We start from the raw sequence: 25,224 nt of genomic DNA, 5'->3' as shown, positions 1-25,224 counted from the left end.
ATTTTAAGTTTACTTGATAAATGTGTCTTAAATGATTGTTAGACTGAAAAACGCTAAAATTTAGTTTCTCATAGTACGAATGATGCTCATGGAGCGGGACAACGAATTGATTTCAATTTCTGTCCTGCTTCTTTTTTTCAGTGAGAATTTTGTATAGACAATTGTAATCTGATTTAATTTTATTTACACTAATGAATAAATACACAAAATTAGCGTGTATGGTTTTAGGGGGGAGAAAATGAATACAAAGAACTATTCTAGACAAGAAATAGTGGAGAGTGTACCTCAAAAAGGATTTTTCGGTCATCCTAAAGGTTTAAGTACACTATTCTTTACTGAATTTTGGGAGCGATTCAGTTACTATGGTATGAAAGCCATTTTAGCTTATTATCTGTACTATTCTGTTAGTAAAGGTGGCTTTGGTTTACCACAAGGGACAGCACTACAAATTGTATCGTTATACGGTGCGCTTATCTATATGTCTGGTACCATCGGAGGTTGGATTGCAGACAGAATGATTGGCACACGTCATGCCCTGTTTTATGGTGGCATACTCATTATGTTTGGACATATTCTGTTGACGATACCGGGTAGTTTAACCGTAGTTATGATTGCATTATTACTGCTTATTATTGGTACAGGTTTATTGAAACCTAATATCTCGACTACCGTTGGAGAATTATATGACCATAATGACAGACGTTTAGATGCAGCATTTACTATTTTTTATATGGGTATTAACCTAGGTAGCTTTTTAGCACCATTTGCGACAGGATATTTACAAACAAGACTAGGCTTCCACTATGGTTTCGCTGTAGCTGCAGTAGGTATGTTCGTAGGATTAGTGACATACTATATTACCAATAAAAAGAACTTAGGATTAGCTGGTTTAAGTGTGCCTAATCCGCTTCGCAAAGAAGAAATCAAAAGGTTATCAATTATTACTGGTATTATCGTGTTAATTTTCGCAATTATCCTACTTATCTTGCAATTTACTGGACAATTAAGCCTATCTAGTTTTAGTATGATTGTTACATTCGTAGGTATCGTATTACCGATTTGTATTTTTGTTTATATGTTATCAAGTCATAAGACGCGTAAAGAAGAGCGTTCAAGAATTTATAGTTACATACCGTTATTTATTACATCTGTTGCATTCTGGATGATTCAAGAACAAGGTTCAACAGTTTTAGCTAACTTTGCAGATCAGAAGACTGAACTAAGTTTGGGTAAACTGACAAATGGTGTTCTCGATTTTCATATACCAGCAGCCTGGTTCCAGTCAATCAACCCGGTATTTATCATTATATTAGCACCTATTTTTGCTAGTATATGGACGAAATTAGGTAAGCATAATCCAAGTACAGTATACAAATTTGCACTAGGTGCAATTTTCGCTGGGTTATCTTATTTAGTCATGATTATACCGTTAAGTAGTCATGTTCAGATGATTCATCCTATTTGGTTGGTGTTAAGTTTCTTCTTAATCACATTGGGAGAATTATGTATTTCACCAGTTGGGTTATCAGTAACGTCTAAATTAGCACCTGCAAAATTCTCAGCACAGATGATGGCACTATGGATGTTAAGTAACGCGACTGCACAAAGTATCAATAGTCAAATTGTTGTCTTATTTAAAATTATTAGTGAAAAAGAATTCTTCTTATATTCTGGATTGTTTACACTTCTCATTGGTGTGATCTTAGTTGCGATTTCTCCAATTGTTAAAAAAGCAATGAATGGCGTACATTAAGATATGATAGTGTTCCTGCAATTTGATATTGTGTAAGCAACATCATTTATAATTGAATAAACATTTTATATTTATGAAAAGGAGTGGTTGGCAATGAAACAACAATTAAATCAATTAACAGCGTATCAACCAGGTTTATCACCACAAGCACTTAAAGAAAAACATGGCATTGAAGGGGACCTATATAAACTTGCCTCAAATGAGAATTTATATGGCCCTTCTCCAAAAGCAAAAGAAGCAGTTCAAGCGCACGTAGATGAATTATTCTACTACCCGGAAACTGGGTCGCCATCACTACGCAAAGCGATTAGTGAGCACTTGAATGTGGATGCGTCTAGAATTCTATTTGGTGCTGGGTTAGATGAAGTTATCTTGATGATTTCAAGAGCGGTATTAACACCGGGTGATAAGATTGTAACGAGTGAAGCAACATTTGGTCAGTACTATCACAACGCGATTGTAGAATCAGCTGATGTTGTTCAAGTACCATTGAAAGAGGGTGGCTTTGATTTAGATGGGATTATAAAAGAAGTAGATGAAGATACTGCCTTAGTATGGTTATGTAATCCTAACAACCCAACTGGAACGTATTTCACTCATGATGAACTAGAACACTTTTTAGAACAAGTGCCTAGTCACGTACCAGTATTGATTGATGAAGCATACTTCGAGTTCGTTACGGCAAATGATTATCCTGATACATTGAAATTGCAAGAACGTTTTGATAATGCATTTTTATTAAGAACGTTCTCTAAAGCTTATGGCCTAGCAGGATTACGTGTAGGTTATGTTGTTGCTACGAATGAAGCAATTGAAAAATGGAACATCATTCGTCCACCATTTAATGTCACTCGTATTTCAGAATATGCCGCCATTGCAGCGTTAGAAGATCAAGACTATTTAAATGAGATTACAGCTAAAAATGCAGTCGAACGTCAGAAATTTTATGATATACCGCAAAGTAAACATTTCTTACCAAGTCAAACGAACTTTGTATTTGTGGTTACAAACAAAGCACAAGAATTATACGAAGCATTATTAAATGTTGGTTGTATTACACGACCATTTCCAACTGGTGTCCGTATTACAATCGGATTCCCAGAACAAAATGACAAGATGATAGAAGTATTGAAACACTTTGATTATTAAAAGCGAATCTAACGGATTAAGTTTTCGATGCAAGATAATTGAATCAGTTCTGATAGTGCTATAAATTTAAATATAGCAAGAGAGTGGTACAATCAATTCGATATGAATTCTGTACCACTCTCTTTTGAATTTTTGCTATACTTTAACAGTATATAGGTGATGATTAAGGGAGAGATATTATGTCTAGAAAATCTATAGCTATTGATATGGATGAAGTCTTAGCAGACACATTAGGTGCCATTATTGAAGCGGTTAATGTTAAAACTGAATTAGGAATCACGGTTGAGTCGCTCAATGGTCAAAAGCTTAAAAACGTGATACCGGAACACGATGGATTAGTGCGTGATATTTTAAGAGCGCCAGGTTTTTTTAGAAATCTAAAGGTAATGCCACATGCACAAGAGGTAGTTGAGAAATTAACAGAACATTACGATGTTTACATTGCAACAGCGGCGATGGATGTACCAACATCATTTCATGATAAATATGAATGGTTACTTGAGTTCTTCCCATTTTTAGACCCTCAACAATTTATCTTTTGCGGTCGTAAAAATATAGTAAAAACAGATTATCTCATTGATGATAATCCGCGACAATTACAAATTTTTGAAGGAGAACCAATCATGTTTACTGCGTCTCATAATGTTAATGAAGAACGCTTTAAACGTGTTAATGGATGGAAAGATGTGGAAGCATTCTTTCTTGAAGCATAATTAAAAATAAGCGATTAAGGTATGATGAATGAGTCATTAACCTTAATCGCTTTTATATTGATAGAATTAATAGTTATTGTTCAGCATTTTCTGGGAAAGTTAGAATTTGAATTGCTTTTGGCAGAACTTCAATAGAAATAGGTGTTTCTAAATTAATTTCACCGTCAATGTCTACTTTCATAATTGGATCCGTGGATAATGTAATATGCTCACCAGCAATATGATCAATCCCATTTGTAATTTCGTTCCAATCCATACTATCGCGTTTCTTAAAGATGTCATTAAGAATAGTGAAACTTTGTTTATCAAAGATAAAGCTATTCACTTTACCATCTTGAGGAGATAAATCGACAAGTGGAATACGACTACCGCCTATGTTTGGGCCGTTAGCAACAACAAGCATTGATGTGTTACCTGTATATTCTTTGTCATCTACAGTTAATTTATAATCGAAATGTTCAGGGTTCATTAATGTTTTAACGGTAGAACCGACATAGCTCAACTTGCCGAAGATATCTTTACGACCTTCTTGGACATTTTCAGCGTTTTGAACGATTAATCCTAAGCCAACGAAATTGAGTACGTACGTATCATTTACTTTCATGACATCATATGATTCTAAATGTGAAGTCTTTAACTGCTCACTGGCTTTTCGGAAGTCTGGATGTAGATTTAATGTTTTAGTAAAGTCATTAAATGTTCCTCCAGGAATAATTCCGATAGGGAGGTTGAGTTGATGTGTCATAACACCATTGATAAGTTCATTAACAGTACCATCGCCACCTAATATGAAGACAATATCCACATCACTGCTATAGTTTTGATTTTTAATATCTTCACAATATTTAATGATGTCGCCTTCATTTTCACTTAATTGAATGGATAAATGCTTACAAATGGTTGTTAGCGATTTAGTGACTTCTCCTAAACCATCATATATATCTTTTAGACCACTATGTTCATGGTAAAAAAGAACCCCATGATTAAATGTTTGATCCATAATAATGCCTACTTTCGTAATTTACTTTAATTATCTTATATTTACCCAAAATCAGGTTTGCTTAATTATGATTTGCGTATTTCAAGTGCTCAAGTCTTTATCATTACACTTTTTACGTTGATACACAAAGAAAAAGGATGGAACAGAATTCAATTTGAATTCATTGTTCCATCCCTAAAAGCATGACTCGCAAAGCTGAATATAAATGACTTCTTAGTACACTCAGTTACTGTGAATAAGATTGAGCATCCCTAAACATTAGGACGCTTTTTAAATAGCCTAAAAGGTTAATGAATACCTTTCATTGCTTTAGAAATCTTCGGTGTGAAAGCTAAGATAATCACAGTAATGACAATTGCTACACTACCTAAGAAGATAAAGTAATTCGTTTGACCTAAAGGTTCAATTAATTTAACTAACGTACCATTAAGTGCTTGTGCAGATGCGTTTGTTAATAACCAAACACTCATCATTTGCGCATTAAATGCTTTCGGTGCTAATTTAACTGCTGCACTATTACCTGTAGGTGATAAACATAATTCACCAACCACACAGATTACATAAGATAGGATAACCCAGTTTACTGAGAAGTGTGAATCACCATAACTCATACCGATAAGTCCCATTAGAATATATGAAGCACCTGCTAATAAGGTACCAATACCAAACTTGACTGGTAAGCTTGGTTGTCTTTTACCCATTTTTAACCAGATTGTTGAAACGACTGGTGCGAAGAGTAGGATAAATAATGGGTTAATTGATTGGAACCATGCTTCACCAAATTGTGTCTGCCAACCAAATAAATTCAGTTGCATATCAGAACGCTCTAATCCATAAATATTTAAAACGTTTGAACCTTGTTCTTGAATTCCCCAGAATAACATTCCTAGAATAAATAATGGAATAAATGCTTTAACGCGAGAACGTTCTACATCTGTAACTTCTTTACTTCGAATCATCGTTGTAAAGTAAATAATTGGTAATGCAATACCTAGAACTAAAACAGTATTACTAATCAGGTTAAATGATAAAGTATTAGTAAAGTATGTAACTAATAATACAATAGCAATTACGATTACAACTAAGCTAACAATTAATCCATATTTTCTTTTTTCTTCAGGAGAAAGTGGATTTGTTGGATTCATACCAACAGAGCCTAAATTTTTCTTGTTGAAAATCATATACCATACTAAACCTAATGCCATACCAATTGCTGCGATTAAGAAACCGCCATGATAATTTTTCACATCAAGGAAATGTTGCAAGATAATTGGTGAGATTAATGCGCCTAAGTTAACTGACATATAGAATATAACGAACCCAGCATCCATACGCGTATCATTCTCAGGATATAATCGTCCAACAATGTTTGAAATATTTGGTTTCATTAAACCAGAACCGATAATGATAAAGAACATTGATGCAAATAACCCAAACATTGCGAATGGTAAACTTAAACAAATATGTCCAATAATAATCAGTACTGCACCGATCAAGGTCGCGCCTCTAGTACCGAAGAGTCTATCTGCGACCCATGCACCTGGAATTGAAGACATGTAAATTAATGCCCCGTAAACTGACATAATAGACATTGCAGTCGTTTGGTCAATGCCTAGACCGCCATTTTTAATTTGGTCATACATGTAGAAAATGAGCATGGCGCGCATACCGTAATAACTAAATCGCTCCCAAAATTCTACAAAGAATAGTACACCTAAGCCGTTAGGATGTCCGAAGAATCCACGCTGAGGTATTGTTTGAACTGCTTGTTCATGGGAATTGTTTGTTGCCATATGTATCCCAATCCTTTCTTCCCTTTAAAGACTGAAATTTAATAATCAAGATGATGATATGTAAAATAATGTAATTTCTTAAAAATAGAAATTTTTAGAAATTTCAGTCAATGAGTTGATGATTTAAAATCGAATGAGAATAAGTTGCTTTATTTAGATCATCTTACTCTTTTGTAATTTTAAATGATAATAATAAAATACGCTTTAATTCACTAATAGGCAATAGTAAATTTAAATAAAATATCACAAATAATGAAAAAATCCACTAAATTGTCAAACAATTTAGTGGATTTTATTAATCTATTATCTATTATCTATTTTTTCTGGATATAAATCGTGGTTCATTAATCGATGCTCAGCCATTTTTTCATATTTAGAATTAGGGCGGCCATAATTTGTATAAGGATCGATAGAAATACCACCACGTGGCGTGAATTTACCCCAAACTTCGATATAATGTGGATCCATTAACTCTATTAAATCGTTCATAATAATATTCATGCAATCCTCGTGGAAGTCGCCATGATTTCTAAAACTAAATAAGTATAATTTTAATGATTTAGATTCTACCATTTTAACATTTGGAATATATGAAATATAAATGGTAGCGAAATCCGGTTGACCTGTAATAGGACAGAGAGATGTAAATTCAGGACAATTAAATTTTACAAAGTAATCGCGCCCTTGATGTTTATTGTCAAATGTTTCTAAAACTTCTGGCGTATAGTCAAATTCATATTTATTGTTTTGATTACCTAATAAAGTAATATCTTGTAGTTCTTCTTTCTGACGTCCTTGCGTCATATGAATCACTCCTTAGTGTTAGTTTGGTGTTGCGTTGGTACAGTTTGTCGTCGCGCTTTTTCAAACATATAATAGCTTGCGCCGATGATAATGACATAACCAATGAGTGCATAGAAATCTGGTGTTTCTCCGAATAGAATAAATCCGAAGACTGCCGTGAAAATAATTGAAGCATACGTAAAGATAGATATGTCCTTCGCAGGTGCAAAGCTATAGGCAAGTGTAATACCAATTTGGCCAACTGCTGCTGAAAGACCCGCTCCTAAAAGGTAAACCATTTGTATCGTTGTCATTGGTTCATATGTCGCAATTGAAAACGGAATTAAAACGACAACTGAAAATAATGAAAAATAAAACACGATAGTATAAGGTGCTTCTCTAGTACTAAGTGCACGAACACATGTGTATGCAGAGGCTGCGAAAATACCTGAGAATAATCCGGCTAATGACGTAATCATTGTTGAAGAAAACTCAGGTTTAACGATAAATAACATACCAAAGATTGCTACAATCATAGCAACGATTTGATATTTACGAACTTTCTCATTTAGAAAAATTAAACTAAGTAAAATAGTCCAAAAAGGATTAAGTTTCATTAGCGTATCTGCATCGCTTAATACCATATGATCAATGGCATATATATTTAATAAAACACCTATAAGTCCTAATGTAGAGCGAGAAATTAACAAAGGTTGACTACTTAATTTCCCGAACATAGGCTGTTTATATTTAAATATGAAAAATAATGGGATAAACATTGCGACAAAATTTCTTGCTAATGATTTTTGAAATACAGGTAAGTCTCCTGCAAGCCTGAAAAATACAGACATAAAACTAAAACCAATCGCTGAAATTAGAATTGCAATGATGCCCTTAACTTTTGGATTCAAGGTTAATCGCCTCATTTGTAAAAAATTACCGTATATATAGTAGCATAATTCAATTAGTAATGCATAAATACTTGAAAATAATATAGGGATGTAATATGATTTAAATACGAACAAACGTTCTATTCTGGTAAAAACACGTTAGATGCCATTTTTTTATAAATGTTATATTCGTGTTTTTAGAGTGAAATATAATATATACTTGAATAATTGTACAAAATACATTGATTGTTTAAATAATTGGTCTTCAAGAACGCTGACAATTCAATCATTTATATTGCTGGTGAAAATGCAACTAAAACACATTAAATATTCAAAAATAAATATTTGTATCAATTTAAGTTTGATGTGATGCACATTCAGACGTTTTTCCGAACTTTTGTCACGAAATAGTTACTTTCAATTAAGAGAGCAATTCTGTATAATGAAACACAGAATATAGTATTGAATTTGTAAATGAACCACAACATGTTGTGGTTGTATAAAAAGTTTGTGTTATAAAAATTATTCATTTTAATAGAAATTTCACACTGGATTTTAAGTATAAATCCCTAATTCAATGCTATTTATACGAACGAGCTAATAGATGAAATAGTCTCGAAATTTTAGTCTAAACACTACATGTAGTGGCTGGAAACGAAAGTCACTTCTTTTAAGTATAACGATCATCAGCTAGTTGACATCCAAAATAAATGTCTAAAATATGTCGTATTTAATGTCTAGCAAGTTTTCTTATTTAATTAAGAGAACTTCTTTTTAGTTAATAATATGGACTGACGAAAGAAGGCGTTCCAATGAAAGTAGTTTATTTCTCTTTTTCTGGTAATGTAAGAAGATTTATCAAGCGAAGTGAAATTTCAGATGTAATGGAGATAACTAAAGATAATTGTACAGATCCATTTGATGAACCTTATATTTTAGTTACGGGAACAATTGGATTTGGTGAAGTGCCTAAAGAAGTACAATCGTTTTTAGATGTTAATCATCAAAATTTACGCGCAGTTGCAGCAAGTGGTAACCGAAACTGGGGACAAAACTTTGCTAAAGCGGGTAAAACAATTTCCGAATCATATCATGTACCTCTATTAATGAAATTTGAAGTACAAGGTTCTAATAAAGATGTTATTGAATTTAAAAATAAGGTGGGGCATTTCAATGAAAATGATGAACGAGAAAAAGTACAATCATATTGAACTAAATAATGAAGTTACGAAACGTAAAGGTAATGGTTTCTTTAACTTAGAGAAGGATCAGGAAGCATTAGCGGTTTATCTTGAAGAAATCCATGATAAAACAATTTATTTTGACAGTGAGATTGAACGATTACACTATCTCGTAGATAACAATTTTTATTTTAATGTCTTCGAGAAATATAGCGAATCAGACTTAGTTGAAATCACTGAATTTGCTAAATCAATCAACTTTGAATTTACAAGCTACATGTCTGCTAGTAAGTTCTATAAAGATTATGCGTTAAAAACTAACGATAAATCACAATATCTAGAAGATTATAATCAACACGTCGCAATCGTTGCACTTTATTTAGCAGACGGCAATAAACAACAAGCAAAGCAATTTATTCTAGCAATGATTGAACAACGATACCAACCTGCGACACCAACGTTCTTAAATGCAGGACGCGCACGTCGTGGTGAATTAGTATCATGTTTCTTGTTAGAAGTGGATGATAGCTTAAATTCTATCAACTTCATTGATTCTACTGCCAAACAGCTAAGTAAAATTGGTGGTGGTGTAGCAATCAACCTATCTAAATTACGTGCCCGTGGTGAAGCTATTAAAGGTATTAAAGGTGTAGCGAAAGGTGTGCTACCTGTAGCGAAAGCGTTAGAGGGTGGATTTAGCTACGCGGATCAACTCGGTCAACGTCCAGGTGCTGGTGCTGTCTATTTAAATATCTTCCATTATGATGTTGAAGAATTCTTAGACACTAAAAAAGTAAACGCTGATGAAGACTTGCGTTTATCAACAATTTCTACTGGTTTAATTGTACCTTCTAAGTTCTTTGATTTAGCAAAAGAAGGCAAAGATTTCTATATGTTTGCACCACATACGGTTAAACAAGAATATGGTGTAACACTAGATGATATTGATTTAGAAAAATATTATGACGATATGGTAGCAAACCCTAATATCGTTAAGAAGAAAAAAGATGCAAGAGAAATGTTGAATATGATTGCACAAACACAATTACAATCGGGCTATCCATATTTAATGTTTAAAGATAATGCGAATAAAGTGCATGCCAATTCAAATATTGGTCAAATTAAAATGAGTAATTTATGTACAGAAATCTTCCAGTTACAAGAAACATCAGTAATTAACGATTATGGTATTGAAGATGAAATCAAACGTGATATATCTTGTAACTTAGGTTCATTAAATATCGTTAACGTCATGGAAACAGGTAAAATTAAAGACTCTGTTCATACTGGAATGGATGCATTAACTGTAGTTAGTGATGAAGCTAATATCCAAAATGCACCAGGCGTTAGAAAAGCGAATAGTGAGTTACACTCAGTTGGACTCGGTGTTATGAACTTACATGGTTATTTAGCTAAAAATAAAATAGGGTATGAATCAGAAGAAGCTAAAGATTTTGCGAATATATTCTTCATGATGATGAACTACTACTCAATTGAGCGTTCAATGGAAATTGCTAAAGAACGTGGTAAAGTATATCAAGATTTTGATAAGTCTGATTATGCTAGTGGCAAATATTTTGATTTCTATACATCTCAAGACTTTGAACCTAAATTTGAAAAGGTAAAACGTTTATTTGATCATATTGATATTCCAACGGCTAATGATTGGAAAGCATTACAAGAACAAGTGCAACAACATGGTTTATATCATGCATATAGATTAGCGATTGCACCTACACAAAGTATTTCATATGTACAAAATGCAACAAGTTCAGTTATGCCAATTGTTGATCAAATTGAGCGTCGTACGTATGGAAACGCTGAAACATTTTACCCAATGCCATTCTTGTCTCCAGAGACAATGTGGTACTATAAATCAGCTTTCAATACTGATCAAATGAAACTCATCGATTTGATTGCTACGATTCAAACACACGTGGACCAAGGTATTTCAACAATCTTATATGTGAATTCTGAAATTTCAACACGTGAATTATCAAGATTGTATGTTTATGCGCATCACAAAGGGCTTAAATCACTATATTATACGCGTAATAAATTATTAAGCGTTGAAGAATGTACAAGTTGTGCAATTTAATTTTTAGAAGTTAACAGAATAAAGTATAAAATAGGGGAAGGTTGTAGGGTCAACACGACAAATTGATTCACCTCCTTTCCCTTTAACGAATGAGATTTGCTTTTTAGTAATTAAGGAGGATTTTTAAATGAAGGCCGTCAATTGGAATACCCAAGAAGATATGACGAATATGTTTTGGCGTCAGAATATCTCTCAAATGTGGGTAGAAACAGAATTTAAAGTATCAAAAGATATTGCAAGTTGGAAGACACTAACTGAAGACGAGAAAAATACATTTAAACGTGCATTAGCAGGATTAACAGGATTGGATACACATCAAGCAGATGATGGTATGCCATTGATTATGTTACACACAACAGACTTACGTAAAAAAGCAGTGTATTCATTTATGGCAATGATGGAACAAATTCATGCGAAAAGTTATTCACATATTTTTACAACTTTACTTCCTTCTAGTGAAACGAACTATTTGCTAGATACTTGGGTTATTGAAGAGCCTCATTTAAAATATAAATCTGATAAAATTATCGAAAATTATCATAAATTGTGGGGAAAAGAAGCCTCTATATATGATCAATATATTGCGAGAGTTTCAAGTGTATTTTTAGAGACATTCTTGTTCTATTCTGGTTTCTATTATCCTCTATACCTAGCTGGGCAAGGTAGAATGACAACTTCTGGTGAGATCATTAGAAAGATTTTATTAGACGAATCAATCCATGGTGTATTTACAGGACTAGATGCACAAAGTTTGCGTAATGAACTTTCTGAAAATGAAAAACAAAAAGCAGACAAAGAAATGTATAAATTATTAGAGGATTTATATGCAAATGAAGTCTCTTATACACACTTGCTATATGATGATATCGGCTTAAGTGAAGATGTATTGAATTATGTTCAATATAACGGAAATAAAGCTTTATCAAATTTAGGTTTCGAACCCTATTTTGAGGAAAAAGAATTTAATCCTATCATTGAGAATGCTTTAGATACTTCAACTAAAAACCATGACTTCTTCTCAGTAAAAGGTGATGGTTACACATTGGCGTTAAATGTAGAAGCATTACAAGATGAAGATTTTATTTTTGAAGATTAATCAGTAACAACATGATATAAATGAGATAATATCTGAGACCTAGTTCTCAGAACGTTAGCCAGTAAATGCGTTTGTTAAAACGCATTTACTGGTTTCTTTATTTATAATACTTCGTATTGTTGGCTCGCTTGCCCAACGTGCTTTGCTTGTGGGAGTGGGACAGAATTCTTTTAAATTCGTCGTAACCCCAACTTGCTTAGCTTGTAGAATTTCTTGATGAAATTCTCTTTGTTGGGGCCCCGCCCACCTTCGCAAGGATGACTAGAACTGAGAAAAGCTTGATTTAAGCGCCTTCTCAGTTCAGTCAACTACTGAGAATTTGCTAAATAGCATTATTATATTATTTATGTCCCAGACTCTCTTTGAAAATACTGCTCCCCTAGGAGTCTCCGCAACTCTGTTTCGTAATCTATCTTAGAACGCCTTACAACAGTGCTGTAGCGCTGGTGCTCAATAAATGAAACACTAGGAGTCTACACAACTACACTTCGTCATCTATCTTAGAACTACTTACGCAAGTGCAGGTGCACTTATGTTCATTAATAATCAACGCAAGCGTCTCGCCACAATACGTTGTATTTATATGTAATTTAATATTGAAATACTAAAAAATTATAATATGACTCAGCTTATTCTACCAATAGAAACTTCAGTGTTTATTCTCCAAAATGATATTTCATACCATGTAAATGATATGGTTGAAACCATTTCTATATTATTTCAATAGAAATAGTCTTTTTTCACTTATTCAGGCACTTTATGCCGCGGCCCCTTTTTGGTTGTGATACGTCTGATTGTTGGCCATCATGATGAAACAACTTAACCGTGTTATCTATTATGTGTTCGGTCCATACAATCTACATTGTTTCTTTCGATTCATGTATAAATATGAATATATCTTCAAATTACTATTGAAATTCAGGTCAGTAATCTTTAATATTGATTATAGCGACAATGATAATCATTATCGTTGATAACGACTATCATTTCAATACATATAGCAAGACGAGGAGAATAAATAGTGAAGTTTTTATTTAAGGGTTATGTTTTACTTATCGTATTAGTATGTTTAACTATAGTCTCCTTATTTGTTGGGGTGAGTCAGCTCTCTCTTTCAGATATTTTCCACTTAAACGAAGAACAGCAAAATATTTTGTTTTCAAGTCGTATACCTAGAACAGTTAGTATTCTTCTTTCTGGTAGTTCACTCGCATTAGCAGGATTAATTATGCAGCAGATGATGCAAAATAAATTTGTAAGTCCGACGACGGCAGGAACAATGGAATGGGCTAAGTTAGGTATTTTAATTTCGCTTATTTTTTTCCCAAAAGGTCATATATTAATTAAATTATTATTTGCGGTTGGATTGAGTTTGGCAGGGACATTCTTATTTGTGAAATTAATTAATTTAATTCGTGTTAAAGAAGTTATCTTTGTGCCATTACTAGGAATTATGATTGGTGGTATTGTATCCAGTTTCACGACATTTATTGCCTTAAGAACTAACGCATTGCAGAGCATTGGCAACTGGATGAATGGCAACTTTGCAATTATAACAAGTGGACGCTATGAAGTCCTTTATCTTGTTGTGCCTCTACTGATTATTGCGTTTATCTTCGCAAATCACTTTACGATTGCTGGTATGGGGAAAGATTTTAGTCATAACTTGGGTGTTAGCTATGAAAAAATTATAAATATTGCACTGTTCATTACAGCTGCACTGACGGCATTAGTGGTTGTTACTGTAGGTACGCTACCATTTTTAGGTCTGATTGTACCAAATATTATTTCGATGTATAGAGGTGACCATTTAAAAAATGCACTTCCACATACACTCATGCTAGGATCAATATTTGTATTGTTCGCTGATATCGTAGGTAGATTGATTGTCTATCCTTATGAAATTAATATCGGATTGACTATTGGTGTCTTCGGAACAGTGATATTCCTAATATTACTAATGAAAGGTAGAAAGCATTATGCAAATTAGTTCTAACAAGAAAATTACCATATTAATTATTGCGACAATTTGCATGGCAGCATTTTACTTATTAGTAGGTTTAGACTATGAGATTTTTCAGTATCAATTTCAAAGTCGGTTGAGAAAATTGGTGCTTATCCTCATTGTAGGTGGTGCGATTGGGGCATCAGTTGTTATCTTTCAAGCGATTACAACCAACCGATTATTAACACCATCAATTATGGGATTGGATTCTGTTTATTTATTTGTAAAAGTGTTGCCAGTCTTTTTAGTTGGTACACAAGCTGCAGTTGTCACTAATGTATACTTGAACTTTTTTGTGACGCTAATTGCTATGGTCTTATTTTCATTATTGCTATTTGAAGGCATGTTCAAATTAGGGAACTTCTCAGTATATTTTATTTTACTCGTAGGTGTGATTTTAGGGACATTCTTCCGAAGTATTACGAGTTTTATCCAGTTGATTATGGATCCTGAGTCGTTCTTAGCAGTACAAAGTGCGATGTTTGCAAGTTTTGAGGCATCTAACTCTAAACTTGTCCTTATTTCAACATGCTTATTACTGGTTTTAATTGTGATTACAGTGATATTGCGTCCATACTTAGATGTATTACTACTTGGAAGAGCGCAAGCAATCAATTTAGGTGTATCTTATGAGACAATGACGCGTTTACTTCTTATATTAGTGGCTTTATTGGTCTCTATCTCAACGGCTTTGGTTGGTCCGGTTACATTCTTAGGATTATTAACTGTGAATTTAGCACATGAATTAATGAAGACGTATGAGCACAAATATATTTTGCCAGCAACCATTTTAATTAGCTGGATTAGTTTATTTTTAGCACAATGGGTTGTTGAAAATTTATTTGAAGCTACAACAGAGTTTAGCTTAATCATTGATTTAATCGGTGGTAGTTACTTCATTTACTTACTTGTCAAAAGGAGAAGTGCAAATTGATTGAGATTAAAAATTTAGATAAAGCGATACAGAATAAGCCAATTTTAAAAAATATTAACGTTGATATTCAGAAAGGAAGGCTCACCTCTCTTATAGGACCCAATGGTGCTGGTAAAAGTACCTTATTATCTGCGGTAAGTCGCTTATTTGAGTATGAAAAGGGTTCAATAAAGATTGAAGGTAAAGCAGTCGATGATTATAAAAGTGATGATTTAGCTAAAAAGTTAAGCATTTTAAAACAGACGAATCATACAGATATGAATATAACGATTGAACAATTAGTAAACTTTGGTCGATTTCCTTATTCAAAAGGGCGTATGAAGAAGGATGATCATGAACAAGTTGAGTATGCGCTAGATTTATTGCAGCTTCAAAACATTCGTCATCGAAATATTAAAACGTTATCTGGTGGTCAACGACAACGTGCGTATATTGCAATGACTATTGCGCAAGATACGGATTATATTTTATTAGATGAACCGTTAAACAATCTAGATATGAAACATTCTGTGCAGATTATGCAAACGTTACGCCGACTTTGTAAAGACTTAAATAAAACAATTGTCATTGTTCTACATGACATCAACTTTGCGTCATGTTATTCAGACGATATCATCGCATTAAAAGATGGTGAAATCGTCAAAGCAGATACAAGAGATAATGTTATTCAGACCGAGATTCTAAAGCAATTATATGAAATGGATGTTCATATTGAAGAGATCAGAGGGCAACGCATTTGTCTGTATTACGATGAAATCACATTTGACTCACTTTGTAATTAAATCATTTAACCTCATATTTTAAAGGGGTGATGCTATTAGAAGACGTAGACAAGAGAGAAGTCCATCGATACGCAGCATAAAGGTTAAATAATTTTTAGAGGAGTCGTACATATGAAAAAGACAGTCTTATTTTTAGTATTATCTTTAGTATTAGTTTTATCAGCTTGTAGTAATGGATCAAGTAGTAACGATTCAGGATCTAAAAGTGATAGCAAAGATTCAAAAGAAACTGTAAAAATCAAAAATAATTTTGAAGCTTCAGGTGAAGAACGCGATGGTAGTGATGCTAAGAAAGTTAGCAACACAGTTGAAGTTCCTAAAAATCCTAAAAATGCAATTGTTTTAGACTATGGTGCTTTAGATGTACTTAAAGAATTAGGGGTGGCAGATAAAGTCAAAGGTTTACCAAAAGGTGAAAATAATGAATCATTACCAGATTTCCTAAAAGACTTTAAAGATGATAAATACGTAAATACTGGAAATCTTAAAGAAGTGAATTTCGATAAAGTAGCAGCCGCTAAACCTGAAGTAATATTCATTTCAGGTAGAACTGCCAATCAGAAAAATTTAGATGAATTCAAAAAAGCAGCCCCAGACGCTAAAATCGTTTATGTTGGTGCTGATGAGAAAAATCTAGTTAAAGACATGAAGAAAAACACTGAAAACTTAGGTAAAATTTATAACAAAGAAGATAAAGCTAAAGACATCAACGAAGAGTTAGATGAAAAAATCGCTGAAATGAAAGATGAAACTAAGAACTTTGATAAAACTGTAATGTATTTATTAGTAAACGAAGGTGAATTATCAACTTATGGTCCTGGTGGAAGATTTGGTGGTTTAGTATTTGATACATTAGGCTTCAAACCAGCAGATAAAAACGTAAGCAATAGTTCACATGGTCAAAATGTGAACAATGAATACATCAGTGAGCACAATCCAGATGTTATTTTAGCAATGGACCGTGGTGAAGTTGTTGGTGGTGAATCAACTGCTAAAAAAGTATTAAGCAACGACGTTATTAAAAATGTTAAAGCAGTTAAAAATGACAAAGTATATCAATTAGATCCAAAATTATGGTACTTTGCATCAGGTTCATCTACTACTACAATTAAACAAATTGATGAATTAGAAGAAGTCGTAGATTAATAGGCTATTTCAAAGCATCTAAAATATAATACTTAGGCTAAAAGTCAGTGAATGCGTGTACAAATGCATTCATTGACTTTTTTATTTTGAAAATAAGTTAGTCTTATCACGTATTAAAGAAATACGCTTATACTTCAATATCATATTCAGCATAGCTTGCAACTTTTTATTGAAAAATATTTTATAATAAAGTAATATATTTTTAAGTGATATTGATAATCGTTATCACTTAAATACAACAACAAGAGGATGTTGCAACGATGAAGAAAATAATTGTGTTTTTAGTATTAAGTCTTACCTTAGTTTTAGTGGCATGTGGCAAAAGTTCAGATAGCGATCATGGTGCCACAAAAAAAGATGAAAATAAAGACATCGTTCAAATAGAAAATAATTATAAGACACGAGGCGAGAAGAAAGATAAAAGTGACGCTAAAGAGGTTAAAGAAATGGTGGATGTTCCTAAGCATCCAAAGCGTGCGATTGTCTTTGATTACGGTGCTGTCGATGTATTGAAAACATTTGGTGTACAAGACCAAATTATTGGTTTACCTAAAGGTGAGAAAAATGCGGCATTACCTGAATTTCTTTCAGAATTTAAAGATGAGAAATACATCAATACGGGTAATTTAATGCAAATTAATTTTGATAAAGTAGCTAAAGCAAAACCAGAAGTGATTTATATTTCTGGAAGAACAGCAACAGTGAAAAATATAGATGAATTGAAAAAAGCGGCGCCAAACGCCAAAATTATTTATGTTGGTGCTAGCGAGAAAAATTATATTAATGATATGAAATCAGTAACAACAAAATTAGGTAAAATTTATGGTAAAGAAGATAAAGCAAAATCTTTAAATGATGCACTGGATAAAAAAATAGCAGATACAAAAGCAAAAGTTGAAAAAATAGATAAGAAAACGATGTACTTGTTAGTTAATGAAGGTGAGTTATCAACTTTCGGTCCAGGTGGTAGATTTGGTGATTTAATTTATAATACACTAGGCTTTAAACCGACTGATACGCATGTTAAAGCTAGCCCACACGGTCAAAATATTAATAATGAGTATATTACAACTAAAAATCCTGACATTATTCTAGCGATGGATAGAGGACAAGTTGTGAGTGGTAAATCAAGCGCGAAACAAACGTTATCTAATGATGTAATTAAAGGTGTGAATGCCGTTAAACATGGTAATGTTTATGAACTCGATCCTAAACTATGGTACTTTAGCGCAGGATCAACGTCTACGACAATCAAACAAATTGATGAATTAAATCACATCATTGAAAAATTAAATAAATAAGAAACAAAAAATGGCTTAGTAACCATCGGTCAATTGTTACTAAGCCATTATTATTATAATTCAAAATATAAATGATAGTGAAATTTACAACGACTATTAAAGTGTGCCTTACATTTCGGACATAGCTCTGTCATCATATAGTCTTGAATAGACATCTCATGTTTACATACACCACACATAATCGCTTTTTCATTGAATTCTTGTTCTGACCATCGTTGAATGGGGTGTGACGCATGTTCCTCATGACATTGATAACACGGGTAATATGTATTACAACATTTAAATTTAATAGCGATTACATCTAAAAATGTATGATAGTGTATACATCGTGTTTCATTATCTACAAGCGAACCATAGACCTTTGGCATCATTCATCGTCTCCTATCAACGTACCATGTTGTTATTCTTTAGGATGTTCTCCGATAATACGAACCTCACGATGAAGTTCAACATCAAATTTTTCTTTTACTACTTTTTGAACATGATGAATTAAATCTTCATAATCTGTAGCTGTTCCATTATCTACATTAACCATAAATCCAGCATGTTTTTTTGAAACTTCTACACCACCAATTCGGTGGCCTTGTAAGTTTGAATCTTGTATTAATTTGCCTGCGAAATGACCAGGTGGACGTTGGAATACACTTCCGCATGATGGGTACTCAAGCGGTTGTTTAGATTCACGACGTTCAGTTAAGTCATCCATCTTAGCTTGAATATCGTCTAGTTGACCTGGTTCAAGTGTAAATGCAGCTTCAAGTACGACTAAATGTTGTTTTTGAACAATACTATTTCTGTAATCTAATTCTAATTCTTTATTAGTCAATTGAATTAAATCACCTTGTTCATTAACGCAAAGCGCGTAATCGATACAATCCTTGATTTCGCCACCATATGCGCCAGCATTCATATAAACGGCGCCTCCAACCGAACCAGGAATACCACAAGCAAACTCTAATCCTGTTAACACGTGGTCTCTAGCAGCACGTGACACATCAATAATTGCCACACCGCTTCCTGCAATAATAGCATCGTCAGATACATTGATGTGATTTAATGACAATAAGCTAATTACAATGCCACGAATGCCACCTTCACGAATAATAATATTTGATCCATTTCCAAGATAAGTAACAGGGATAGCCTTCTCTTTGGCATAGCGTACAATAGCTTGAACGTCTTCATTTTTCGTCGGTGATAAATAAAAATCAGCATTACCACCAGTTTCAGTGTATGTATAGCGTTTGAGTGGTTCATTAACTTTAATAATGTCTTCAGGTATTAAGGACTTTAAATCTTGTAAGATGTCTTCTTGCTTTAACATAAGTACATCCTTTCTTCTCTTCTATAATCTACCTTTTATTATAGCAATTTTGTAGATGATTTGCGAAGACGACAACGTTTTATAACTTTTGATAGATGTCTTCGAAGTATTTCTGTTTTTGATTTTCATAGGGTCTTATATAATTAATATGTTGAATGATAGAATGCTTTTTTTCTGAAAAATGATGCGCAATATCTGGCAATGTTGCAAGTGCATTGTCAACATCAATGTACTGTTTGAATAACAGGGTATCCATTTGAATGATATGTAAGCGAATGGTTTGTTTCAAATCAATCATATTATTAAACTTTGCCATCATCACTTTCTTCTTATAGGGATGATGGAGACGATAAAAACCTAAATAATTCAATCGTTTCTCGTCTAAAGCTGTGATATCATGTAAGTTATTTACACCCACTAAAACATCTAGAATAGGTTCAGTTGCATAATTAAAATGACGTGTACCTCCGATATGTTGTGTGAATTTTACAGGAGAATCTAGCAAATTGAATAGCGATGCTTTCGTAGTTTGATATAATGTATCATACTCGCTTTGTGCGTCATCTTGAATAAAAGGTTGAACGGTTGCGTACATACGTATCTCCTTTAAATGGTAAGTTTTGTCAAATTCTGAAATACTATAACACAAATCATTTTCAATATAAATAGCTTTAGGTATAATACGTGGTGATAGGAGTGCATTTATGAAGAAATTAGCAATACTTTCTATAATGTTGATATGTGGCGTATTACTCTCATCGTGTGGTAATCAAAAGCGTGCAGATTTAAATGATTTCCAAACACAACTAAATATGGTTGAAGATGAGAAGAAAGACGTCAAAACAGTAATGGATAAAATTCATTTGAAACAATTAGACCAATTAAGCAAGACGGACACCACTGATAAGAATAAAAGAGAATTTAAAGCGTTGCAGAAGGATATAAACAAGCACTTAATTCCTGAATTTAAGAAATATGAAAAATCAGCTAAACAATTACCTGCTGAACATCATGATGTTAAAGAATTAAAAGACAAGTATTTGCAAAATGTGAAACAAGAAAAACAATCCATCTATGACATTAAAGCCTTTGTAGACTTATGTAATAAATCAATCAAGGCGAATGAGGATATATTGGATTATACTAAACTATTTGAAAGCAATCGCTCACAGGTAGAAACACAAATTCAAAAAGCAACGAACCAAGAAGATGCAAATCAATTAACATCTAAAATTGAAAATAACAATCAGAAGTTGAAAGAAGCAGCACAAAAATATTTAGAGCGTGATGATATGACTTCTAATAAAGCAATAGATGATCATATTAAGCCATTGATTGAGAAGCAAATAACAGAATTGAATCAAACGAATATTACTGATCCAAAAGTTAACAGTGCGCGTAAAAATGCTATTGAAATGTATTATAATTTATTGAATTATTATGATACGCGAGAAACAACCATCGAGATAGAGAAAAAACTTTCTAAAATTGATGTAGAAAAGTTACCGAAAACGGGTAAAGAATTAAGTAAGGATAATAGTGGATTTTACGAAGAATTGAAAAAGTTAAAAAAGCAATAAGTAGACACAGTTATTAAAATTAAAATTTTTGGTTAACAATGGACAATGAAATGTGTATAATTGAACCCATTGAGTAGTTTATAATGATTATAAAATGCAATATGGACATAAATAATTTTAGAGGTGAATAGAATGGCTATAAAGCTGAGTTCGATTGACCAGTTTGAACAAGTACTTAAAGACAATAAATATGTATTTGTATTAAAACATAGTGATACTTGTCCAATCTCAGCAGATGCATACGATCAATTTAACAAGTTTTTATATGAAAGAGATATGGATGGCTATTACTTAGTCGTTCAAGAAGAAAGAAAACTTTCTGACTATATCGCTGAAAAGACCCATGTGAAACATGAATCTCCACAAGCATTCTATTTTATTGATGGAGAAGCAAAGTGGAACGCGAGTCATAGTGATATTAACGTATCTTCATTAGCGCAAGCTGAAGAATAATAGATTACGAATTAAGAAAGTAAATATTAAATTCAAATAACAATCATCGTTTAAGGCCACATTTTAAAAGGACAGTAGCCGGCGACTCTGAGAAGATGGCCATATCAGGCTTCTCTTAGTGCGCAACATCCTTACAGGGGGACATGAATTCAAAGTGAATTCTGCGTCACCCCTGTTTTTTATTTATGTTATTATAACTGCTATTATTATGAAAAGTAGAGACAACCCATGTATAATGTGAAAGTGAAGTCGAATATATAACATCTAAATCAATATATAAATAAAGAAAATGGCATGAGGTGATTAACAGATGAAAGTATTAGTAGCAATGGATGAATTTAACGGTATCATTTCGAGTTATCAAGCAAATCGTTTCGTTGAAGAAGCGGTAGCCAGTCAAATTGAAGATGCTGATATTGTACAAGTGCCATTATTTAATGGTCGCCATGAACTTATGGATTCGGTATTCTTGTGGCAATCAGGTACAAAATATAGAGTGAATGTCCATGATGCAGATATGAATGAAGTTGAAACAATCTATGGTCAAACTGAACAAGGATTAACTATAATTGAAGGTAATTTGTTTGTTAAAGGTCAAAAGCCAATCGAACAACGCTCAAGTTATGGCTTAGGAGAGGTTATTCTAGATGCATTGAATAACGGCGCTGCGAACATTGTTATCTCACTAGGCGGTATCGATAGTTTCGACGGTGGTATCGGTATGATGCAAGCCTTAGGTGCGAAATTCTATAATGATGAAGGAGAACTTTTGGATGCGCGCGAAGGGGCTCAAGTCATCAAATTTATTCGACGTATTGACTTTTCTGAGATACCTCAAAATTTTAAAGATGCACATATTCAGGTGATGTCTGACTTTTCTAGTAAATTATATGGTAAACATAGTGAAATTATGAAGACGTATGAAGGTTATGGAATGACACGAGAAAAGGCCGCTGAAATCGATAATTTAATTTGGTACTTTAGTGAGTTGGTTAAAAATGAAATGAAAATTGCCATGGGTCCAATCGAAAGAGGTGGCGCTGGCGGTGGTATTGCAGCATTATTAAGTGGATTGTATGATGCTGAGATATTAACAAGTCATGAATTAGTCAATCAAATCACGCATTTAGATGATCTCGTATCTCAAGCTGATTTAATTATCTTTGGTGAAGGTGTGAAAGAGGAAGACCACTTACTTGAAACAACGACTTTAACAATTGCGGAGTTAGCACATAAACATCATAAACCAGCAATTGCTATTTGCGCGACGGACGACAAATTTAATGTCTTTGACCAATATCAAGTTACAGCAATGTTCAATACATTTATTGAGATGCCAGAAAGCTACACAGACTTTAAAATGGGCATACAAATCAGACATTTCACTGTTCAAGCACTTAGACTATTAAAAACGACATTGAACCATGGATAAATGAATAAATGCTAACAAAAGGGAACCACAATGACCCATACGGTCATCATGGTTCCCTAATTTGTGATATCTATTTATGATGATGTGTGACTTCTTGTGCAATACCAATAATGACTTGTACTGCTTTTTCCATTACATCGATTGATGCATATTCAAAAGGTCCATGGAAATTACCGCAACCTGTAAAAATGTTAGGTGTTGGTAAACCTTTATAGGATAATTGTGATCCGTCAGTACCACCGCGAATAGGTGCTGTATTAGGTTCAATATTTAAATCTTTGAACACTTTTTTAGGTATATCAATAATATATGGGTGTGGTTTAATCTTTTCAGCCATATTATAATATTGATCCTCGATTGTTACCTCGACTGGGAAATCTTCGTAATGAATATTAATATCGTCGCGAATTTCTAATAATTTCTTTTTACGCAATTCAAAGGCGTCTCTATCATGATCACGAATAATATATTGCAATGTCGCTTTTTCAACATTACCTTCAAATTTCATTAAATGATAGAAACCTTCATAACCTTCTGTACGTTCTGGAACCTCACTTGCAGGTAAAAGACTATGAAATTGGTGGCCTAATGATATTGCATTGACCATGATGTTTTTAGCTGACCCTGGATGTACGTTGACGCCATGTGTCGTAATTTTTGCCTCTGCAGCGTTAAAACTTTCAAATTGTAACTCACCGAATTCACTGCCATCCATTGTATAAGCGAAGTCTGCATCAAAGCGTTCAACATCAAAGTGATGTGGACCACGCCCAATTTCTTCATCAGGTGTGAATGCTATGCGAATACGGCCATGTTGAATTTCAGGATGCTCAATTAAATAGTTAATTGCTTCCATAATTTCCACAACGCCAGCTTTATCATCTGCGCCTAACAATGATGTGCCGTCAGTAATCATGAGTGTATGGCCCTTAAGTTTTTTTAATTCTGGAAAAGTTTCTTGGCTCAATACACGACCCGTATCGCCAAGTTTGATTGCACTACCGTCGTAGGCTTCTACAATCTGAGGATTCACATTGCTAGCATTAAAGTCAGGTGACGTATCAACATGTGCTAGGAATCCAACAGTAGGAACGTCGGAAGAAATGTTACTTTCTAGCGTCGCAAATAAATAGCCATTGTCATCAAGGTCTGTTTCTAGACCAAAGGCTTCAAGTTCTTGTTGTAATAAATGTAATAAATCCCATTGTTTGTCAGTTGAAGGTGTGGTTGACGATTCTGGGTTAGATTGTGTATCGATTTTGACGTAACGTGATAATCTGTCTATAATCTGTGCTTTCATAGCAAGACATCCCCTTAGATTCTATTATTCATATTGTATGATTTTCTATATGTTTTACCTTTAATTTTATCATAATACTGCTTGATGCGTGTGTAAATATAGTAGAGGATTTCAGCTACTAAAATTCCGAACGCGATAGAACCAGAAATAAGTGTTACCTCTAAAAAAGTGTTTACTGCCTGTGTATAATCATTTGACACTAAATAACGTGTTGCTTCATATGCGGTACCCCCAGGTACAAGCGGAATGATACCTGGCACTATAAAAATAATCACAGGACGTTTGTAACGACGACTCATAACATGACTTAATAATCCGAGTATTAAACTTCCAAGAAATGCGGCGCCAACTTTTCCTAAATCCATATCTACAGTGAATTGATATATGGTCCATGCAACAGCACCTACAAATCCACATGCTGCGAGTAGTCGCTTCGGTGCATTGAAGATAATTGAGAAGAGCACTGTAGAAATGAAACTAATTGTGAAATGGAATAAATAAAATAACATTT

At 33.4% G+C, this 25,224-nt stretch carries 23 protein-coding genes; 14 read left to right on the top strand and 9 right to left on the bottom strand.

The features are described 5' to 3' along the window. Window positions 1–238: 238 nt before the first annotated feature. The 3 genes from AK212_RS06800 to AK212_RS06790 all read left to right on the top strand — a co-directional run bounded on the left by AK212_RS06800 (window position 239) and on the right by AK212_RS06790 (window position 3,615). Window positions 239–1,753 (top strand): peptide MFS transporter, encoded by a 1,515-nt coding sequence (locus AK212_RS06800; protein WP_053029954.1) that lies wholly within the window; start codon window positions 239–241, stop codon window positions 1,751–1,753. Window positions 1,754–1,846: 93 nt separating this feature from the next. After that, entirely contained in the window at window positions 1,847–2,902 is a 1,056-nt protein-coding gene (hisC, locus tag AK212_RS06795; RefSeq protein ID WP_053029953.1) for a histidinol-phosphate transaminase, read from the top strand. Between the two features lie 179 nt (window positions 2,903–3,081). After that, window positions 3,082–3,615 (top strand): 5' nucleotidase, NT5C type, encoded by a 534-nt coding sequence (locus AK212_RS06790; protein WP_053029952.1) that lies wholly within the window; start codon window positions 3,082–3,084, stop codon window positions 3,613–3,615. A 73-nt stretch (window positions 3,616–3,688) separates the two neighbouring features. Here AK212_RS06790 and AK212_RS06785 read toward each other — a convergent pair whose 3' ends face one another. The 4 genes from AK212_RS06785 to AK212_RS06770 form a co-directional block, all read right to left on the bottom strand. Beyond that, a complete protein-coding gene (locus AK212_RS06785) occupies window positions 3,689–4,615 on the bottom strand; it encodes a diacylglycerol/lipid kinase family protein (RefSeq protein ID WP_053029951.1) in 927 nt (308 codons plus the stop codon). A gap of 287 nt (window positions 4,616–4,902) precedes the next feature. Further along, window positions 4,903–6,408, bottom strand: coding sequence for an S-Cys-Gly-3M3SH uptake peptide MFS transporter (locus tag AK212_RS06780; RefSeq protein ID WP_053029950.1), 1,506 nt, complete (start codon window positions 6,406–6,408; stop codon window positions 4,903–4,905). 303 nt (window positions 6,409–6,711) lie between these two features. Further along, complete coding sequence (gene queF / locus AK212_RS06775; protein ID WP_053029949.1) at window positions 6,712–7,212, bottom strand: preQ(1) synthase; 501 nt, start codon at window positions 7,210–7,212, stop codon at window positions 6,712–6,714. Window positions 7,213–7,217: 5 nt separating this feature from the next. Next, on the bottom strand, window positions 7,218–8,102 hold the full coding sequence (locus tag AK212_RS06770) for a DMT family transporter (RefSeq protein ID WP_053029948.1): 885 nt from the start codon (window positions 8,100–8,102) through the stop codon (window positions 7,218–7,220). A gap of 791 nt (window positions 8,103–8,893) precedes the next feature. On the opposite strand from AK212_RS06770, the gene nrdI reads away from it, so the two are divergent. From nrdI to AK212_RS06730, 8 genes are all read left to right on the top strand, one after another. Next, window positions 8,894–9,292: a class Ib ribonucleoside-diphosphate reductase assembly flavoprotein NrdI gene (nrdI, locus tag AK212_RS06765; RefSeq protein ID WP_053029947.1), complete on the top strand. Its 399-nt coding sequence runs from the start codon at window positions 8,894–8,896 to the stop codon at window positions 9,290–9,292. Next, window positions 9,255–11,360, top strand: a complete 2,106-nt coding sequence (gene nrdE / locus AK212_RS06760; protein WP_053029946.1) for a class 1b ribonucleoside-diphosphate reductase subunit alpha — start codon at window positions 9,255–9,257, stop codon at window positions 11,358–11,360. Before nrdI ends, nrdE begins: the two co-directional genes overlap by 38 nt. A 127-nt stretch (window positions 11,361–11,487) precedes the next feature. Next, a complete protein-coding gene (nrdF, locus tag AK212_RS06755; RefSeq protein WP_053029945.1) occupies window positions 11,488–12,456 on the top strand; it encodes a class 1b ribonucleoside-diphosphate reductase subunit beta in 969 nt (322 codons plus the stop codon). A gap of 1,021 nt (window positions 12,457–13,477) precedes the next feature. Further along, window positions 13,478–14,446 carry an ABC transporter permease gene (locus AK212_RS06750; RefSeq protein ID WP_053029944.1) on the top strand — a complete coding sequence of 323 codons (969 nt, stop codon included), beginning with the start codon at window positions 13,478–13,480 and terminating at the stop codon, window positions 14,444–14,446. Next, window positions 14,436–15,395 carry an iron chelate uptake ABC transporter family permease subunit gene (locus AK212_RS06745; protein WP_053029943.1) on the top strand — a complete coding sequence of 320 codons (960 nt, stop codon included), beginning with the start codon at window positions 14,436–14,438 and terminating at the stop codon, window positions 15,393–15,395. The genes AK212_RS06750 and AK212_RS06745 overlap by 11 nt, the downstream gene beginning before the upstream one ends. Continuing rightward, window positions 15,392–16,177: an iron ABC transporter ATP-binding protein gene (locus AK212_RS06740; protein WP_053029942.1), complete on the top strand. Its 786-nt coding sequence runs from the start codon at window positions 15,392–15,394 to the stop codon at window positions 16,175–16,177. Before AK212_RS06745 ends, AK212_RS06740 begins: the two co-directional genes overlap by 4 nt. Before the next feature lie 111 nt (window positions 16,178–16,288). Further along, a complete protein-coding gene (locus AK212_RS06735) occupies window positions 16,289–17,323 on the top strand; it encodes a ferrated catecholamine ABC transporter substrate-binding lipoprotein SstD (protein ID WP_053029941.1) in 1,035 nt (344 codons plus the stop codon). A 260-nt stretch (window positions 17,324–17,583) separates the two neighbouring features. Continuing rightward, entirely contained in the window at window positions 17,584–18,624 is a 1,041-nt protein-coding gene (locus tag AK212_RS06730) for a ferrated catecholamine ABC transporter substrate-binding lipoprotein SstD (RefSeq protein ID WP_053029940.1), read from the top strand. 53 nt (window positions 18,625–18,677) lie between these two features. Here the strand turns inward: AK212_RS06730 and AK212_RS06725 are convergent, their stop codons facing one another. The 3 genes from AK212_RS06725 to AK212_RS06715 form a co-directional block, all read right to left on the bottom strand. Beyond that, a complete protein-coding gene (locus AK212_RS06725) occupies window positions 18,678–18,992 on the bottom strand; it encodes a CHY zinc finger protein (RefSeq protein ID WP_053030006.1) in 315 nt (104 codons plus the stop codon). A gap of 32 nt (window positions 18,993–19,024) precedes the next feature. Beyond that, window positions 19,025–19,948 (bottom strand): UDP-N-acetylmuramate dehydrogenase, encoded by a 924-nt coding sequence (murB, locus tag AK212_RS06720; RefSeq protein ID WP_053029939.1) that lies wholly within the window; start codon window positions 19,946–19,948, stop codon window positions 19,025–19,027. A 79-nt stretch (window positions 19,949–20,027) separates the two neighbouring features. Further along, complete coding sequence (locus AK212_RS06715; protein WP_053029938.1) at window positions 20,028–20,543, bottom strand: GrpB family protein; 516 nt, start codon at window positions 20,541–20,543, stop codon at window positions 20,028–20,030. A 109-nt stretch (window positions 20,544–20,652) separates the two neighbouring features. Between AK212_RS06715 and AK212_RS06710 the strand changes: the two genes are divergently transcribed. The 3 genes from AK212_RS06710 (at window position 20,653) to AK212_RS06700 (ending at window position 23,413) form a co-directional block, all read left to right on the top strand. Then, window positions 20,653–21,528 carry an EMYY motif lipoprotein gene (locus AK212_RS06710; RefSeq protein WP_053029937.1) on the top strand — a complete coding sequence of 292 codons (876 nt, stop codon included), beginning with the start codon at window positions 20,653–20,655 and terminating at the stop codon, window positions 21,526–21,528. Window positions 21,529–21,660: 132 nt separating this feature from the next. After that, on the top strand, window positions 21,661–21,981 hold the full coding sequence (ytxJ, locus tag AK212_RS06705) for a bacillithiol system redox-active protein YtxJ (protein ID WP_053029936.1): 321 nt from the start codon (window positions 21,661–21,663) through the stop codon (window positions 21,979–21,981). A 310-nt stretch (window positions 21,982–22,291) separates the two neighbouring features. Further along, on the top strand, window positions 22,292–23,413 hold the full coding sequence (locus AK212_RS06700) for a glycerate kinase (RefSeq protein ID WP_053029935.1): 1,122 nt from the start codon (window positions 22,292–22,294) through the stop codon (window positions 23,411–23,413). A gap of 70 nt (window positions 23,414–23,483) precedes the next feature. Here the strand turns inward: AK212_RS06700 and pepT are convergent, their stop codons facing one another. Beyond that, entirely contained in the window at window positions 23,484–24,713 is a 1,230-nt protein-coding gene (gene pepT, locus AK212_RS06695; protein ID WP_053029934.1) for a peptidase T, read from the bottom strand. Window positions 24,714–24,727: 14 nt separating this feature from the next. Further along, window positions 24,728–25,222, bottom strand: coding sequence for a threonine/serine exporter family protein (locus tag AK212_RS06690; RefSeq protein ID WP_053029933.1), 495 nt, complete (start codon window positions 25,220–25,222; stop codon window positions 24,728–24,730). Window positions 25,223–25,224: the final 2 nt, after the last annotated feature.

Source organism: Staphylococcus borealis, assembly GCF_001224225.1.
Classification (GTDB): domain Bacteria; phylum Bacillota; class Bacilli; order Staphylococcales; family Staphylococcaceae; genus Staphylococcus; species Staphylococcus borealis.
This window is presented reverse-complemented; position numbering and strand designations above follow the sequence as displayed.